Below are 15,657 nucleotides of genomic sequence, written 5' to 3' on the forward strand. Positions count from 1 at the left end.
GCCGGCCCGGAGGGCCTTCCCCCGGCAAATCCCGCTTGAGCGCGATGACCAGCTGTCAGGTCACGCATCTCCTTTCTTGGCCAGCTTCGCCACCTGAAGGCTCGACTTGGACACTTCACGCAGGGTGACGAGCAACTCCTTCACCACATTTCCCCAAGGAGCCTGGGCTTCAGGATTGAATTTTGAGAACGCGTTGGCCTGTGAAACGTTCCAATTGAATGCTTGCTCCATCTCCTCAAGCGTCAACCTGCCGCCATTGAGGTGTACAAAGAGTCGGCCTTGGCGCAAGGCGTGCCTGCGGTCCTTGATTCGCTCCGCCTGGTCGAACATGGCTTGGGCCATACGGTAGGAATAGACAGCGATCAGCACCATCAAGCCGTAGAAGGTAAAAGACTTCGCGAAAGCGAACAGCAGACCCAGCCACCCTTGGCCGACGACGGATTGTATGGCAGCCTCATTAGGTTTTATGCCGCCATACGCAACGGCCGCCGCAAGCACCACGGTCACCGTGCCGAGTATCATGAGCATTCGCGCGGCGCGCTGATACGACCTGGCCTTCCTGTTCATGTAGGCCAGCGCTTTCTCCACGAAGAGATCGGTCACGGCGAGGTTGTAGGTCCGCAACGCGGGGGGGAGGATCAGGAAATGATGGCCGGACTTGGCGCTGCCACCATTCGACTGAGCTGAATCTGCACAGGAAGTGACATTATCATGTGCTTGCTGATTGCCCTGCGCCTGTTCCGCTGGGTCTGATCTGTAATGCAGATCGGCTTTGGCCTCCGCTGCTTCAGCAGTTCCACCTGCGGGTGGTTTCTTCTCGGTGTGTTGAGCTTCCCCAGCACCATTTACGGATTGTCCATCAGCGGTTCCGCCACATTTTTCACACCTCGACGACAGGAGCCCTTCGGGATAAAGCTCGCACAACACCTTGTTGACACGGTGCGTTCCGGCGACACCTTCAACCTCGCCGAGAACCGTGTGGCGAAGTTGCAGACGCCTGAACACTTTTTGGGTGATGTCGTCGTGATTACCGTCAATCTCGTTGCCTGGTGTTGGTTCATCGCCCGTGATCAATTCGTAAACCCAGGAATATATCCTGGAGGTTACCTTGCGGCTCGCATTAATGGCGCTATAAATACTTTTCTGTTTAAACGTGTCATACAATCGTTCTGCAGCCCAACACTTTAACTCTGAAAAATTGCAATAATAGCGTGATTCTTTATCGCACTCGACTTTACCGCTCTCCTTGCTCGCGCCAGCCATACTTCCTCCTTAATAGACCAGTCATCGGCACATATTGCGCGCAGCAGTGGCTATGTAAACACTTACACGATATAATTCAAACTATAGATATGTATTTGTGTATTGCGGTCAAGGCGGACGTCAGCCGTTCTTGAATCTCAGAGCTGGGGAGGCGGGTCAGGATGAGGTTCTAATCAGACGTAGGCATGGCGGGCAGGGTGACCACGAAGACGGCCCCTGGGCCGTCCGTGCGCGTCAGCGCGATGCTCCCGCCCAGGGACTTCATGATGCCGTCGCAGATGGAGAGCCCCAGCCCCGAGCCCTTTCCCACCTCTTTCGTGGAGAAGAACGGCTCGAATATGCGCTGGGCGATGGCCTCGGGCACACCGGGGCCGGTATCCTCAAGTTCGATCTCCACTACCCCGGAGGGGCGGTCGCGCACTTCCGCCCGCAGCGTCCCGCCCCGGGGCATGGCGTCCAGGGCGTTCTCGGCCAGGCGGCGCACCACCTGCTCAATCTCGAAGCGCGGCAGGAACACCCTGGCCACGGGTTTGGCCGCGCAGACGTCGAAGACGACGCTCTGGTCCGCCGCGCGCTCCCGCACCAGTTCCAGCCCGGCGCGCACGGCCTCCACGGGGTCGAACTCGGAGGCGCGGGGGTCGATGCGCCCGCCCACCTTCATCAGCCGCCCCACCACCGTCTTGCAGCGCCGCCCCTGGTTGACGATGGCCTCAAGCTCCGCGCGCACCTCGTGCGCCTCCGGGGAGGCGGAGAAGCCCGGCTCCTCCATGAGCTCCAGGGCCCAGCCGGCCTTCTGCATCATGATGTTCACGGGGTTGCTGATCTCGTGGGCGACCCCTTCGGCCAGCCTGCCTATGGCGGCGAGCTTGCCGGTCTCGATCATGCGCAGGTTCTCTTCCTGGTCCATGCGGCGCATCACGGCCCGCTCCAGCGCAGCCGTGAGGGCGTCGATGTCCACGGGCTTGGTCAGGTAGTCGGCGGCGCCGTATTTCATGCCCGCCACGGCCGTGGCCACGTCGGACTGACCCGTGAGCATAACCACCTGGACCAGCGGCCAGCGTTCGCGCATTTCGCGCAGCACGTCCAGGCCGCTGCGGTCCGGCAGGTTGACGTCCAGCACCACCACCGAGGGGGCCTGGCTCTCCACGAGCGCGAGCCCCCCGGCCGCGTCGAACGCGGCCGTAACGGGGAAGTCCCTGGCCTCCAGGCGCACGGCCAGGAGCTGGACGAAGTCGCGCTCATCGTCGATGAGCAGGGTCTTGGGGCGCATGGCCCCCTCCCGGGTTATTTGTCCTCGTCGAGCACCTGGCGGGCGCTTTCGAAGTCGCCTTCCTCGGCCAGGGCCGCGACGACCATGGCGTCTTCCATGCGGTCGCGGTAGGCCTTCTTCACGGTGCCCAGCAGCTCGTCGATGTCGATGGGCTTCTTGTGGTAGTGGAACGCGCCCAGCTTGCGGGCCTCTTCCTCGTCCAGGTCGGTGCCGTGGCCGGTGAGGATGATGATGCGCACGGTGGGGTTGGTCTGGCGCACCTTGCGCAGCACTTCCATGCCGTCGATGCCGGGCATGCGCAGGTCGAGGATCATGACGTCGGGCTCGCCGGTCTTGAGCGCGTCCAGCGCGGCCTCGCCCGAATACACCACCTTGGAGGGCACGTCGCGCATCTTCATGCGTTCGGCCAGGGTGTTGACGAAGTTTTCCTCATCATCCACGAGAAGCAGCTTGATCTTGTTCATCTCCATCTCCTTCCATCATTGGGCGCACTCGCCCGCCTCGGTAAAACGCCTATCGCCCAGCCTCCGCGAAGGCCAAGCGCACCCCGCCTTGAACGATACCAATCGTGAAAATTCCGGGCTTGCCCGCGGGCAGCGCCCCGGCCAGCGCCTCCTGGCCCTGCGCGGCCATCCCGGCGCAGACCACGTCTATGAAGACCTCGCCCTCGCCGCGCCCCGGCGCCAGCCGGAGCGCGCGCGGCTCCCCGCCGCAGTGCGGCAGCACAGCCTGGACCACCGTGTCCAGGGCCGTGAGCACGTCGATGAGCCGCGCGGCCGCCTTCAGCGGTTCGGGCGCGCAGGCCACCTCCAGGCTCGCCTTGTGCTTCTTGGCCGCCCGGCCGCACAGCGAGCCCACCAGCGCGGCGGCCACGCCCACGTCGGCCGTCTCGGGGCCGTCGTCCGTGGAATGGCCGAGGGCCGAGAGCCTCTCGCAGATGCCCTGCCCCCGGTCCACCTGGGCCTGAACCTGGGCGATGATCTCCTGAAACTTGTCGTGATACTTGAACTTCGGCCTAAGCCCCATGGACTTGAGCGACTCCTTCCGGGCCAGGTAGAGAAAGTCTCCCATGAGGCCGGAAGCCTGCTGGATGGTGGCCAGCACGTTGCACAGGTCGTGGCTGACCATGGCTGCCATGCGGCCGAGGTATTTTTCGTTGTCCATGCCCGCCACTAGCTCCTGGCCACCTTCACGGCCTCGCCGATCTTGGACGTCAGGTCGTCGATGGAAAGCGGCTTGATCATGTAGTCGAACGCGCCGAGCTTCATGCCGTCCATGCCGTCCTTGGTGGCCCCCTGCCCCGTGAGCAGGATCACCTGCACCTTGGGGTGGCGCTCGCGGATGAGCCGCAGCACCTCGAGGCCCTTGATGCCGGGCATGAACATGTCCAACACCACCACGTCGGGCTGGCTCTCGGCCATGGCCGCGAGCCCGGCTTCGCCGTCCAGCGCGACCCGGCACTCGATGCCGCGCAGTTCGAGTCGTTCCGCCAGGGTCTGGACGAAGTCCTCTTCGTCGTCCACCAGCAGGATGTTCCAATCCTTCATGCTCACGCGGCCTCCACGGCGGCGGTGGGGGGAGCCATCACCGGCAGCAGCACGGTGAAGGTGGAGCCCACCTGTTCCTGGCTCTGCACGGAGACTTCGCCCCCGAGCCTTTTGATGATTCCGTAGGTGATCGAAAGCCCCAGCCCGGTGCCCTTGCCGCGCTTGGTGGTGAAGAAGGGCTCGAAGATGCACTTGAGCGTATCCTCGGACATGCCGCAGCCGTTATCCTGGATGGAGAAGCCCACGTGCTCCTCCCCCTGGTTCCAGGTGCGCACCGCGATGGTCCCCCTGTCGGGGATGGCGGCCAGGGCGTTGTTGAGGATGTTCAGGATCACCTGCTGCAACTGCCCCCGGTCGGACTCGATGCGCGAGAGCGCCGGGTCGAGCTCCAGGCTCAGGCTCACGTTGCGGCTCTCGGCCTCGCGCTGCAGGAAGCTGGAGGTCTCGGTGATGACCTCGTTCAGGCTCAGGGCCTCGATCTTCACGTCCATGCGCCGGGCGAAGCCGAGCATGCGGTGGGTGATGCCACGGCAGCGCTCCACGGCGCTGATGATGGCCTCCACCTGCCGCAGGAACTTGGACTTGCCGGGGTAGTCCTCCTGGAGGGCCAGCAGATCCTTCATAAGCCCGGCCTTTTCGTTGATGATGGCCAGGGGGTTGTTGATCTCGTGGGCCACGCCCGCGGCCAGGCGGCCGATGGAGGAGAGCTTCTGCGCGTGCTCCACCTGGCGGAAGGCCAGGGCTCTGCGCTCCTCGGCCTCGCGCATGCGAATCAGCAGCAGGCCCGTGAAGCGCGAGACCACGTAGAAGGTGGCCACCACGCCCGCCAGGAAGATCACCAGCAGATCCCCGCGCAGGTTGTACCAGGCCGTGAGCACGCCCAGGCGGGGTTTGGCGGCCATGAGCACGAAGTCCGTGTTGGGGAAGTAGGCGTAGGAAAGATAGATGTCGCGCCCGGAGGGGTCCGTGGTGGAGACCACCGAGGCCTCGTAGCTCACCGGCGGCAGCGGCAGCGGGCAAGGCTGCAGCACGTCGCCGTAGAGGTAGGAGCTGGTCTGCAGGATGCCCTTGCGGTTCACCAGGAAGGCGTCCGACCCGGGCTCCAGGCCCATGGCGGCGATGATCTTTTCGAACTGCCGGGTGTCCAGGGTGGCTCGCAGAATCCAGGATTCGCCCGATTCCGCCACGTGCTGCACGCAGATGACCACGTGGGGCAGGTTGCGGTAGCCCAGGAACACGTCGGAGACGTACTTGCCGTTGGCTTGCACCTGGGCGAACCACTCCTGCCCGGAGTAGTCGCGGCCCTTGAGATCATACGGCCCGACGTAGCTGACCTGATGGCCCTTGGAGTCGATGAGGCCCAGGTCCATGAAGCCTTCGAACTCCTTGCGCATCACCCGGAAGATGCGAGCCAGGTCGCGCTCGCTGGAGAGGTCCTGGAAGCTGTAGGCCTGGGCGATGAAGGCCACGGTGGAGACGCGCTCCGCCAGGAACAGGTCGATGGAGTTGCGCGTCTTGCCCAGGATGACGCGCAGCGGGTTCTGCACCTCGCGCGACATGGTGGCCTGGAACTCCGCGAAGTTGATCAGGGCCATGAGCAAGAGCGGCACCATGGTGACCACGGCCATGAGGCCCACGATCTTCCGTTTGAGGGTCTCGTAGCGCTCAGGCGAGATGGAGTCCTCGCTGGTGTGCAGGTCCTTGAAGTGGCGGGTGAAGATATCACCGAGCATCGGAGCCTCCCTTGGCGAAGAGGATGTCCCCGGCCCGAAGCGCCCCTTTGGCGAATCGCTCGAGAGCGACCCTGGCCGGCGCCGCCACATTATCAAGTACTTCCACTCTCTTCCAGCGAAGATAATGGTAATATTCCTCTTCGATGGCCCCGCAGATCACCACGTCCACGTCCTTTTGCAGCACCAGGTCGCACACGCCCTCGGCCGAGGGCTGCGGCAGCAGGAAGTCCGTGGTGGGTATGGCCTCCTCGCCAGGGGTGACCACGGCCACGAGTGCGGCCGAAGCCAGGTCGAACCTGGGGGCCACCTCGTCGCGGTAGAGCGGGATGAGCACTCGCTTGCTGCGCATGCTATTCGCCTCCCGCCCCGGCGAGGCCCAGGTGCCCAAGCAGGTGGACCGGCAGGCAGGCGGGGGGGATGTCCGGCTTGGTGCAGACCATCACCGCGAACTCCACCACGTTGCGCAGCTCGCGCACGTTGCCCGGGTAGTCGTGAGACAGGAGCAGCCTGCGGGCCTTGGGCGTGAAGCCCTCGACCTTCTTGCGGAACTTGGCCGCGTACAGCTCCAGGAAGTGCGCCAGCAGAAACTCGATGTCCTCCCGGCGCTCGCGCAGCGGCGGCAGGTCCAGGCGCAGGGCGCCCAGGCGGTAGGCCATGTCCCTGCGGAGCTTGCCCGCGCGCACCAGCTCCTCCGGGGCCACCGGAGAGGAGGCGATGAGCCGCGCCTGGGAGCGCACGTCCATGGCCGCGCCCACGGGGCGGATCAGCCCCTCGTCGGCGAACTGCACCAGGCGCACCTGCAGGGCCTCGGGCAGCTCGCCGATGTCGGAGAGGTGCACGGTTCCGGCCCCGGCGCGCTGGAAGGCCCCGGGGGTTATCTCGCCGGTGGGCTGGCGGCGGCCGAAGATCTCGGCCTCCAGCAGTTCGGGCGACATGGGCCCGCAGTTGACCCGCACGAAGGGCTCGCGCGAGCGCGGCGAAAGCTTGTGGATGGTCTCGGCCACCGCGTCCTTGCCGGTGCCCGTCTCCCCGATGACGATCACGGGGGCGTCGGCCTGGGCCATGGCGGGCAGCAGGCGCATCAGGCGCTCCATCTGGGGGCTCTTGCCCACCAGGCCACCCACGCCGCCCGGCTCCTCCAGGCGGCGTTCCAGGGCCTTCAGCGCGCTCAGGTCCTCCACGAGGTCGAGCCGGTAGCGCATCTCCCCGCTGGCGTCGTTGACGGGCAGGGAGTGCAGGCGCACCGGAATGCGCCGACGGTGGCGGTTGACGATGTCGGTATCCGCCGGGCCCTCCTGGGCGGTGCGCTTGTGGCACAGCCCGGAGCGCAGCACATGCCGCCCCGGCACTCCGGCCACCTCGTCCCTGGCGAACCCCGTGAGCCGCTCCAGGGCGGCGTTCATGGTCACCAGCAACCCGTCCCTGTCCAGGACGGCCACCCCGAGGGGCAGGCCGTCCAGGACGGGGGCAAGGTCGAGCGATGCGAGGATTTCGGGGCTCAAGGGCTTCATCTGCTGAAGGCTCCTAGTGTCCGCCGCTGCCCACGATGCCGGAGGCGGCGATCGTCAGCACGATCACCTCGAGCAGAGCGATGATCGCGAAGGAGGTGTCCTTCTTTTTCAGGAACGCCGGGATCAGCGGGATGTAGGCCACGATGGTCAGGCCGGCGAGCAGCGCGATCCCCAGGAAGTTGAGGAAGTCGCCCTTGGCGAGCAGCGTGGCCCAGCCCCAGCCCACGGGCACGTTGCCCTGCTCAAGATAGACCTTCACGGGCTGGCTCCAGAGCTGGACGATCTTGTCCATGGGCACGTGGGGGGTCATGAGGCCGGTCACGTAGAGGATGTAGGTGAGGGCCATCAGGGCCAGGCCGCCCCAGCAACCCCAGAACAGGAAGTCGGCGTAGAGGGTCTGCTCGGGCGGGGTTTCCACGCTCACGCAGGCATTGGTATTGTCAGCCATGATTCACTCCTTCTCAGATTGGGCGGATTAGAGGCCCAGGCCCTTCATGAGCGCCTTGGCGCCGGAGAACAGCAGCACGCCGATGACCATGTACCGGATGAACTTCGGCTTGGCCTTGGCCAGCAGCTTCACGCCCGCGAACGAACCGAACATCAGGCCGATGACAGAGGGGATGGCCATCAGGGGGATGACGCAGCCCTGGTTCAGGTAGACCCAGGCGGCCGAGGTGTCCGTGATGGACAGCAGGAACTTGGAGGTTCCCACGGAGATCTTCAGCGGAACGCCCATGACCAGGTTGAGCACCGGCACGTTGGCCCAACCGGCGCCCAGGCCGAACATGCCCGCCATCACGCCGATGACGATGAACAGCAGCAGGCCGGGCAGGGTGCGGTGGGTCTTCCAGTCGATGACTTCGCAGGTGCCGGGGTCATAGTAGGCGCCGTTCATGCCCAGAGCCAGGCCGAGGGCGTCCTGCTTGGTGACCACGGGGCGCACCGTGTTCTTGGAGAACAGGAGCAGGCAGGCGATGAACAGGATGGTGCCGCCCAGGGCCATCTGCACGATGTTGGTGGGCAGGGCCAGGCCGACCATGGCGCCCACGATGGCGCAACTGCTGGCGATGAGCGCCACGGGCAGGGCCAGGCGAAGGCTGGCCATGTTGCGCTTGAGCAGACCGGGGCCCGCGGCCAGCGCACCGGCCAGGGCCACCAGCAGGCCCGCGCCTCTCACGAAGTCCAGATGGAACGGGAAGAAGCCGCTCACCAGGGGGACGAACAGCACGCCGCCGCCCACGCCGGCCAGCACCGCGATGATGCCCAGCACGAAGCAGAACACCAACAGAACGGCGGGCCACTGCCACCACGGGGCGTCGGGGGTTCCCGCCGCCTGGGAAACATCGGCCAACGCCTTGCCGCCGTCGGCGCCCGCGGCCAGGGCGATGGCCACCCAGGCCAGGCACAGGGCCAACACCACCATCGAAAGTCGCATCCATCTCGATTTCATGTTTGCTCGCTCTCCCTTGCTTCCGAATTCATCCAGTACCGCACCGTTTGGATCGGGCGGCACGCCCCACGCTTGTTCCTTCCCGCACAATCAAGAAGCGTACCAGCAAAGTAACTCCATAATTCCAGATATTTGACATTTTACGGTCAACTGAAAGCGGCAAAAGTTTGCCGCTTGCGGCAAGGGGTTGCCGATTTGGCTTTTCATTTCGAGGGGCAAGGGATATAATGCAGGGGTAAGCGGCATAAAATTGCCACCAGGATGGAGGCCTCCGCAATGCGAGGGAACCGGCCGCTATGACCAGCGGCAAAAACCTGCCGTTACGGCTGCACCTGGACGACCTGCCCGAGGAGGGCGGGGGCGTCACGGCCGTGCTCATCGGTTCGCGCTCCATGCGCGACGCCCATCAGCTGGCCTCCAAGGTGGCGCCATCGGACGCGCCCATCCTGCTGCAGGGCGAATCCGGCACCGGCAAGGAGCTCTTCGCCAGGCTCATCCACACCCTCTCCAACAGGAAAGAGAAGCCTTTCATCCCCGTGAACTGCGGCGTGCTCAAGGGCGAACTCTTCGCGGACAAGTTCTTCGGGCACGAGGCCGGAGCCTTCACCGGGGCCTCGCGTCAGCAAAAGGGAAGCTTCGAGCTGGCCGGGGACGGCACGCTGTTTCTGGACGAGGTGGGCGAGATACCGCCCAACAACCAGGCCGACTTCCTGCGCGTGCTGGAGCAGCGCACCTTCCGCCGCCTGGGCGGCGAGCGCGACCTGCCCTTCGACGCCCGCATCGTGGCCGCCACCAACCGCAACCTGCTGGAGATGGTCCGCTCCGGGGACTTCCGGGCCGACCTCTACTACCGGCTCAACGTGGTGCCCGTCTCCCTTCCGCCGCTGCGCCAGCGCACGGACGACATCCCGCACCTGGCGGGCCACTTCCTGGAGCACTACGCCCACCGCTACCACCGCCCGGTTCCTGGCCTGGCTGAAGAATCTTTAGCGATCCTCGGCAAGTACGCCTGGCCCGGCAACGCGCGCGAGTTGCGCAACATGATCGAGCGGCTTGTGCTGGTGCATCCCGGAGGCAGCATAGAGCCCGACGACCTGCCCCCCGAGGTGCACAACAGCCCCCTGGCCCACAGCGCGGAGCCCCCGGGCCCGGAGAGCATGCTCCTGGAGGCTGCGGTGCGCGACGCCGAGATCAAGGCCATCTTCCGCGCCTTCAGGCACGCCCAGGGCAGCAAAGCCAAGACAGCTGAAATACTGGGTATTTCTCCCAGAACGCTGCGCTACAAGCTCAGTGAATACGGATTGGAACTGGACCGGACGGCCCGCTGAAAAAAGAATTCGCAAAGATTCAGGGTCGGTGGGATTACCGCCGCGCAAGGCGATGCGGCGTAGCGGCAAAATCTTGCCGCAAGGGTGGGGTCGGCCCCTCGGGCGGCCTAGGCCGAGGCGGCCACGGGCATGGCGACGCCCCCCCCGGGGCTGAAGCGTTCCACCATGCGGACCACGGACCGCTCGTCCAGGGGCTTGCGCATCACGGCGTCGGCCCCGAACTCCATGGCGTAGTCCAGGTAGTCGAAATTGTAGGCCGCGCCCCCGTTGGACATGGCGATGACCGTGATCCCGGAATTATAGTCCTTCACGTCCAGCACGATCTGCAGCCCGGAACGACGGCAGAGGAAGATGTCCGTGATGACCATGTCCACCCCTCCCTCCTGCTTGATGAGGTCGAGGCAATAGAGGTCGTCGGACAGGATGACGTCATGGCCGTTTTTGATCAGGATTTCCGCGATGCTGGTCGCGGATTCCATGTTGTCTTCGACGATCATTATGCGCACCGTTTTCTCCTTATGGTCGCCTCTCACCTGGAGGTACAGCGCTTCTTGTGCGCATAGTTGGCTATCGGACGGTTTTCGTCCAGTAGGGAAACCCTACTCTTGGCGGGCGGTTTTGGGGTAGTTGGCAGAAGGCTTTGATTTTCGAACAGTTGGCGATTTATGTTGCCCTTTCCGGTGAAGTGGCGGTAGTTTGCGGCATGAAAACCCACGCATTCTCCCCTCGCCCGGCCGGGCCCGGAAGCCCAGCCGGGAGTTCCGTTTGAGCGCCTGCGTCGGCTGCGGCTGGTGCTGCCTGAACGACCAGTGCGTCGAATCGCGCATCCTTTACGGTTACAAACGGCGCTGCCCGGAAATCCACTGGGACGCCGGCCTGAAGCTCTATCGCTGCGGGTTCTCCGGCTCGCAACGCATGCGCCTGCTGCTGGCCATGGGCGAAGGCTGCTGCGCCCCGCTCAACTCCTGGCGGGACGACGTGCGCGACCGCGACGCCCAATACCCCCCGGACGACGGCCCCTATTGAGCCCGCCCTCCCCTCACTTTGCGGGCTTGGACCAGTCGGCGTGGAAGATTCCCTCGCGGTCCGTGCGCTTGAAGGTGTGCGCCCCGAAACAGTCCCGCTGGGCCTGGATCAGGTTGGCGGGCAGCCGCGCGCTCCGGTAGGCGTCAAAGTAGGAGAGGCTCGCGCCCAGGGCCGGAACGGGGATGCCCGAGGCTGCGGCGAGGCCCGCCACGCGCCGCAGCGCCGGGATGCGGCTCTCCACCATGCCGGTGAACTCCCGGGCCAGCAGCAGATTGTCCAGCGCGGGGTCGCGCCGGAAGCTGGCCGTGATGTCGTCCAGGAAGGCGGCGCGGATGATGCACCCGGCCCGCCAGACCTTCGCCGCCAGACCCAGCTCCAGCCCGAACTCGGAGCGCCGGTCCGCCTCGGCCAGCAGGCTGAAGCCCTGGGCGTAGGAGCAGACCTTGGCAGCGTAGAGGGCCTGCTCCATGTCCGCCACCAGGGCCTCGACATCCACCCCTGCCTGGGGCGGTGGCCCAGCCAGCACATGCGAAGCCCGGACGCGCCTGCCCTTCATGGCCGAAATGTTGCGGGCCTCCACCGCCGCCGTGAGCGTGGGCACGGGCACCCCCAGCTCCAGGGCGCTCTCGGCGGTCCAGCGCCCGGTGCCCTTCTGCTCGGCCTCGTCCAGCACCAGGTCCACCAGGGGTTTGCCGGTTTCCTCGTCGGTTCGGGCCAGCACCTGGGAGGTGATGTCCACCAAGTAGGAGGCCAGCGGCCCCTCGTTCCAGCGCGCGAAAACCTCCGACTGTCGCCCGGCCCCGAGCCCTCCGGCCCGGCCCAGGATGTCGTAGGCCTCCGCGATGAGCTGCATGTCGCCGTATTCGATGCCGTTGTGCACCATCTTGACGAAGTGCCCGGCCCCGCCCTTGCCCATCCAGCCGACGCAGGGCTCGCCGTCCGCCCTGGCCGCAATGGCCGTGAGGATGGGCTCCAGCCGGGCGTAGGCCTCCTTGTCGCCGCCGGGCATGATGCTCGGGCCGCGCAGCGCGCCCTCCTCCCCGCCGGAGACTCCCACGCCCAGGTAGTTCAGTCCTTTGGCCGCCAGGGTCTCGGCGCGCAGCTCCGTGTCGCGGTAGTGGGAATTGCCGCCGTCCACGATGATGTCGCCGGGCTCCAGCAGGGGGGCCAGTTCGTCTATCACGTGATCCACGGCGGAACCCGCCTTCACCATCAGGAAGACCTTGCGGGGCCGCGACAGCGTGGCCACCATCCCGGCCAGGGTGTCCTCCGCGTGGAGCCCGGCCGCTTTCCCGGCGCGCTCCATGAATTCATGCGTAACCGATGGCGTGCGGTTGTGGACTGTGACTGAGAAGCCCTTGCCGGCCATGTTCAGGGCGAGGTTCTGGCCCATGACGGCCAGGCCGACGAGGGCGATGTCCCGGTTGTTCATCTGCGGTCTCCTGGAGCCGCCCAGCGGGCCGGGTGGCGGCCGGGTGGCGGGATGGGGTCGCCTGCATATATGATCGAGCCGGGCTGCGGGGTCAACACAAGTCCGATGTCGCTGGGGCTTCCATGGAGCACGCCGCGCAAACCCGGCCCTGGCGCAACACCCTGGAATTGCCCCTCCTGGCCGCATGGAGCCAACAGGAATCGACCGCCCGGCGCGGCCAGGCTTTTTCCAGGCACGGCGTGTCCTAATTGAAACTTGACCATCTTCTTCGGGATTCACTACATGAGCACAAGATCGCCGATGAACCGCCTGCACCGGGAGGGTCCCATGCTCCGCACGACCGCTATCTCCGCCTGCCTACTGCTCCTCGCCCTTTTGTCCCCCGCGCACGCCGCCAGCGAAAAGGCCCAGGAGCTGCGCAAGGCCGACGGCCTGGTGGCCTTCACCCCGCCGGACTCCTTCCTCGCCGGGCTGTTCATCGCCGACGAGATGGAGCCGCACTTCCTCTTCGGCACCGTGAAGGACTTCCAAACCTCCCGTAAATGCCCCACCGCCTGGCTCATCGAGGAGGGCGAGAAGGCCCGCATCGGCAAGCCAGCCGATTCCGGAGCCCCCCTGGAATACACCCTCTACCTGGAGGAGGACTGCCCCGGCGGCGTGGTCCACTACGTCTTCGTGGACCAGAGCGCCATGACCCCCCAGCAGTGGATCGAGTGGCGCAAGCAGTTCCACAAGAGCAAGGCCGAAGGCGAGTACGGGGCCACCAGGGAGCGCATGGAGAAGGCCGTGTCCGGGGGCTCGAAGATGGGCGGCGAGCTGCGCTTCATCATGGTCGACGGGCAGCTGGGCCAGGGCAAGACGCCCGAGCAGGCCCTGCGCCAGGACATGAACTTCCAGCCCTGCTACGACCTCAAGCAGGGCGCCAAGCTCGGCCAGTAGGCTTTCCCGTGGCAAGAGTGCGCACAAGCGGGGCCGAAAGAATGACGGGGCTGGCCGTGCTGGCCCTGCTCGCCTGCGTGGCGGCATGGCTCGCCGTGCGGCAGGCCGACTTCAACCCCGCCGTGATCGTGGCCATGAACCACCCCAAGGGGGCCGGGCGCATCGTGAGCGGGCAGCAGGGCGCGGCCCTGTCGCAGAGCGCGGGCTATCTGGCCGACGTGCAGGGCTATACGGCGCTCTCCGAGCTTGAGAGCTACAACCCCGAGACTCTTTCCGACAAGATCGACGGCAAGGCCGAGCTGTACCTGGCCTCCAACTTCCAGGAGATGGCCTGCCGGGCATTCTCCGTGGCGGACGCACGGGCCGAGGTGTTCGTCTACGCCATGGAGTCCCCCAAGGACGCTTTCGCCGTGTTCAGCGGCCAGCGCCGCCCCGGTGCCGATCAACTGACCCTGGCGCAGAACGCCTACGCCACCGAGAACGCGCTCTTCCTGACCAAGGGCCGCTTCTACCTGGAGCTCGTGGCGGACCACGCCTCCCCCGAGTTGCGCCCCGCGCTGGAGAGCCTGGCCCAGACCCTGCTCGCAGCCCTGCCCGAGGACGCGGCGCAAAAATCCGAAGCGGAGCTCTTCCCCGCCGAAGGCCTCCGGGCGGACAGCGTGCGCCTTGCCGTGAGCGACGCCCTGGGCATGGAGGGGCTGGAGAACGTCTACACCGCCGAGTACGCCCTTCCTTCCGGGGAAGCGGCGGCCTTCCTGGCCCGGCGCGAGAACGCCGCCCAGGCCCGGGCTCAGGCCGAAGCCTATGCGGCCTTCCTGACGGGCAACGGGTTCAAGCCCGTCCCCCCCGGCCCGGACACGGCCGGGCTGCCCGAGGGCGCGCGCGTGCTGGCCCTGGAGGACATGATCCAGGTGGTGATGACCAGGGGGCCGGTGCTGGCGGGCGTGCACGACTCCGTGAACCGGGCCGCCGCCCTGGAACTGGCCCGCGTCCTGGGGAACGCCCTGGCCAAATCCCCCGAGGAGAACAAGCCGTGAGCACCACCGGCCCCGATCCCGCCTTTCCGCCCGGCGAGGGCATGAAGCGCCGCGAGTTCCTCAAGCGCGTGGCCGGGGCCTCGGCCGTGGCCGTGGGCGCCTGCGGCCTGGGTTTGGCCCTGCGCGACCCCTCGGGGCCGTCGGCCCTGCCCGAGCTCAAGGCCCTGCCCGGCCTGGGCGACTACTCCGTGAAGGACCGCCCCTCCGGCAGCCCGCGCATGGCCGTGGTGCGCGGGGCGGACCGCGCCGCCATGTTCGAGCAGGGCATGAAGGCCCTGGGCGGCATGGAGCAATTCGTCAAGAAGGGCGACCGCGTGCTCATCAAGGTCAACGCGGCCTTCGCCTCCCCGGCGTCGCTGGGGGCCACCACCCACCCCGAGCTGCTGGCGGCCGTGGCCGCCGCCTGCGCCAAGGCGGGCGCGGCAAGCGTGGGCGTGACCGACAACCCCATCAACAACCCGGAGAGCTGCTTCGAGATCGCCGGGCTGGCCGGGGCCGCCCGCCAGAGCGGCGCGAAGATCATCATCCCCCGGGCCGGGCTGTTCGCGCCCGCCACCCTGCCCGGCGCCAGGCTCATCAAGGACTGGCCCGTGCTGGCCGGGGCCTTCGCGGGCGTGACCAGGCTCATCACCCTCTCTCCGGTGAAGGACCACGCCCGGGCCGGGGCCTCCATGTCGCTCAAGAACATGTACGGGCTGCTTGGCGGCAGGCGAAACGTCTTCCACCAGGACATCAACGCCATCATCACCGAGCTTTCCATGCTGGCCAGGCCCACGCTCAGCGTGCTGGACGGCACCGTCTCCATGATGACCAACGGCCCCACGGGCGGCTCCCTGTCGGACCTCAAGGCCACCAACATGCTCGTGCTGACCACCGACCCCGTGGCGGGCGACGCCTTCGGCGCGGGCCTGCTGGGGCGCACCCTGGAGGACATCCCCTACATCCGCATGGCCCAGGCCGCCGGGGCGGGCACGGCGGACTTCGCCTCCCTGAACCCCATCTACCTGGACTCGGGAGCCTAGCCGTGCGCGCCGCCGACCAGCACCCCATGAGGGATTCCAAAGGGCGCAGCCCTTTGGCCGCCGGAGGCCCCTCCCCACTTTCAGGCTCCGGCCCGGGCC

General features: G+C 66.4%; 17 protein-coding genes. 5 read left to right on the top strand and 12 right to left on the bottom strand.

Going from position 1 to position 15,657, the window contains the following annotated elements:
* Positions 1–60: 60 nt before the first annotated feature.
* The 10 genes from MLE27_RS15450 to MLE27_RS15495 all read right to left on the bottom strand — a co-directional run bounded on the left by MLE27_RS15450 (position 61) and on the right by MLE27_RS15495 (position 8,774).
* On the bottom strand, positions 61–1,263 hold the full coding sequence (locus MLE27_RS15450; RefSeq protein ID WP_243313083.1) for a hypothetical protein: 1,203 nt from the start codon (positions 1,261–1,263) through the stop codon (positions 61–63).
* 169 nt (positions 1,264–1,432) lie between these two features.
* On the bottom strand, positions 1,433–2,533 hold the full coding sequence (locus MLE27_RS15455) for a sensor histidine kinase (protein ID WP_243313084.1): 1,101 nt from the start codon (positions 2,531–2,533) through the stop codon (positions 1,433–1,435).
* 14 nt (positions 2,534–2,547) lie between these two features.
* Positions 2,548–2,997, bottom strand: a complete 450-nt coding sequence (locus MLE27_RS15460; RefSeq protein WP_243313086.1) for a response regulator — start codon at positions 2,995–2,997, stop codon at positions 2,548–2,550.
* A gap of 49 nt (positions 2,998–3,046) precedes the next feature.
* Positions 3,047–3,697 (bottom strand): sensor histidine kinase, encoded by a 651-nt coding sequence (locus MLE27_RS15465; protein WP_243313088.1) that lies wholly within the window; start codon positions 3,695–3,697, stop codon positions 3,047–3,049.
* Positions 3,698–3,705: 8 nt separating this feature from the next.
* Positions 3,706–4,080: a response regulator gene (locus MLE27_RS15470; RefSeq protein WP_243313114.1), complete on the bottom strand. Its 375-nt coding sequence runs from the start codon at positions 4,078–4,080 to the stop codon at positions 3,706–3,708.
* A 2-nt stretch (positions 4,081–4,082) separates the two neighbouring features.
* The gene (locus MLE27_RS15475) at positions 4,083–5,813 is read right to left on the bottom strand and encodes a sensor histidine kinase (protein ID WP_243313090.1); all 1,731 of its coding nucleotides are present in this window, start codon (positions 5,811–5,813) and stop codon (positions 4,083–4,085) included.
* Positions 5,803–6,162 carry a NifB/NifX family molybdenum-iron cluster-binding protein gene (locus MLE27_RS15480; RefSeq protein ID WP_243313091.1) on the bottom strand — a complete coding sequence of 120 codons (360 nt, stop codon included), beginning with the start codon at positions 6,160–6,162 and terminating at the stop codon, positions 5,803–5,805. Before MLE27_RS15480 ends, MLE27_RS15475 begins: the two co-directional genes overlap by 11 nt.
* A gap of 1 nt (position 6,163) precedes the next feature.
* The gene (locus tag MLE27_RS15485) at positions 6,164–7,324 is read right to left on the bottom strand and encodes a sigma 54-interacting transcriptional regulator (RefSeq protein WP_243313093.1); all 1,161 of its coding nucleotides are present in this window, start codon (positions 7,322–7,324) and stop codon (positions 6,164–6,166) included.
* 13 nt (positions 7,325–7,337) lie between these two features.
* Entirely contained in the window at positions 7,338–7,772 is a 435-nt protein-coding gene (locus tag MLE27_RS15490) for a DUF1634 domain-containing protein (protein WP_243313095.1), read from the bottom strand.
* Between the two features lie 27 nt (positions 7,773–7,799).
* Positions 7,800–8,774 carry a sulfite exporter TauE/SafE family protein gene (locus tag MLE27_RS15495; protein ID WP_243313098.1) on the bottom strand — a complete coding sequence of 325 codons (975 nt, stop codon included), beginning with the start codon at positions 8,772–8,774 and terminating at the stop codon, positions 7,800–7,802.
* Between the two features lie 296 nt (positions 8,775–9,070).
* Between MLE27_RS15495 and MLE27_RS15500 the strand changes: the two genes are divergently transcribed.
* Positions 9,071–10,102 carry a sigma-54 interaction domain-containing protein gene (locus MLE27_RS15500; RefSeq protein ID WP_243313100.1) on the top strand — a complete coding sequence of 344 codons (1,032 nt, stop codon included), beginning with the start codon at positions 9,071–9,073 and terminating at the stop codon, positions 10,100–10,102.
* A gap of 107 nt (positions 10,103–10,209) precedes the next feature.
* Here the strand turns inward: MLE27_RS15500 and MLE27_RS15505 are convergent, their stop codons facing one another.
* On the bottom strand, positions 10,210–10,599 hold the full coding sequence (locus tag MLE27_RS15505) for a response regulator (RefSeq protein WP_243313102.1): 390 nt from the start codon (positions 10,597–10,599) through the stop codon (positions 10,210–10,212).
* A gap of 268 nt (positions 10,600–10,867) precedes the next feature.
* Here MLE27_RS15505 and MLE27_RS15510 point away from each other — a divergent pair, with 268 nt between their 5' ends.
* Positions 10,868–11,128: a hypothetical protein gene (locus MLE27_RS15510; RefSeq protein WP_243313105.1), complete on the top strand. Its 261-nt coding sequence runs from the start codon at positions 10,868–10,870 to the stop codon at positions 11,126–11,128.
* 13 nt (positions 11,129–11,141) lie between these two features.
* Here the strand turns inward: MLE27_RS15510 and gndA are convergent, their stop codons facing one another.
* Positions 11,142–12,560: an NADP-dependent phosphogluconate dehydrogenase gene (gene gndA / locus MLE27_RS15515; protein ID WP_243313107.1), complete on the bottom strand. Its 1,419-nt coding sequence runs from the start codon at positions 12,558–12,560 to the stop codon at positions 11,142–11,144.
* Positions 12,561–12,887: 327 nt separating this feature from the next.
* Between gndA and MLE27_RS15520 the strand changes: the two genes are divergently transcribed.
* The 3 genes from MLE27_RS15520 to MLE27_RS15530 are packed head-to-tail and all read left to right on the top strand — an operon-like array spanning position 12,888 to position 15,558.
* The gene (locus MLE27_RS15520) at positions 12,888–13,499 is read left to right on the top strand and encodes a hypothetical protein (RefSeq protein ID WP_243313109.1); all 612 of its coding nucleotides are present in this window, start codon (positions 12,888–12,890) and stop codon (positions 13,497–13,499) included.
* Between the two features lie 41 nt (positions 13,500–13,540).
* Complete coding sequence (locus tag MLE27_RS15525) at positions 13,541–14,536, top strand: DUF6599 family protein (RefSeq protein WP_243313110.1); 996 nt, start codon at positions 13,541–13,543, stop codon at positions 14,534–14,536.
* A complete protein-coding gene (locus tag MLE27_RS15530; RefSeq protein ID WP_243313112.1) occupies positions 14,533–15,558 on the top strand; it encodes a DUF362 domain-containing protein in 1,026 nt (341 codons plus the stop codon). Before MLE27_RS15525 ends, MLE27_RS15530 begins: the two co-directional genes overlap by 4 nt.
* Positions 15,559–15,657: the final 99 nt, after the last annotated feature.

Origin of the sequence: Fundidesulfovibrio agrisoli, assembly GCF_022808715.1 — a bacterium.
Taxonomy (GTDB): Bacteria; Desulfobacterota; Desulfovibrionia; order Desulfovibrionales; family Desulfovibrionaceae; genus Fundidesulfovibrio; species Fundidesulfovibrio agrisoli.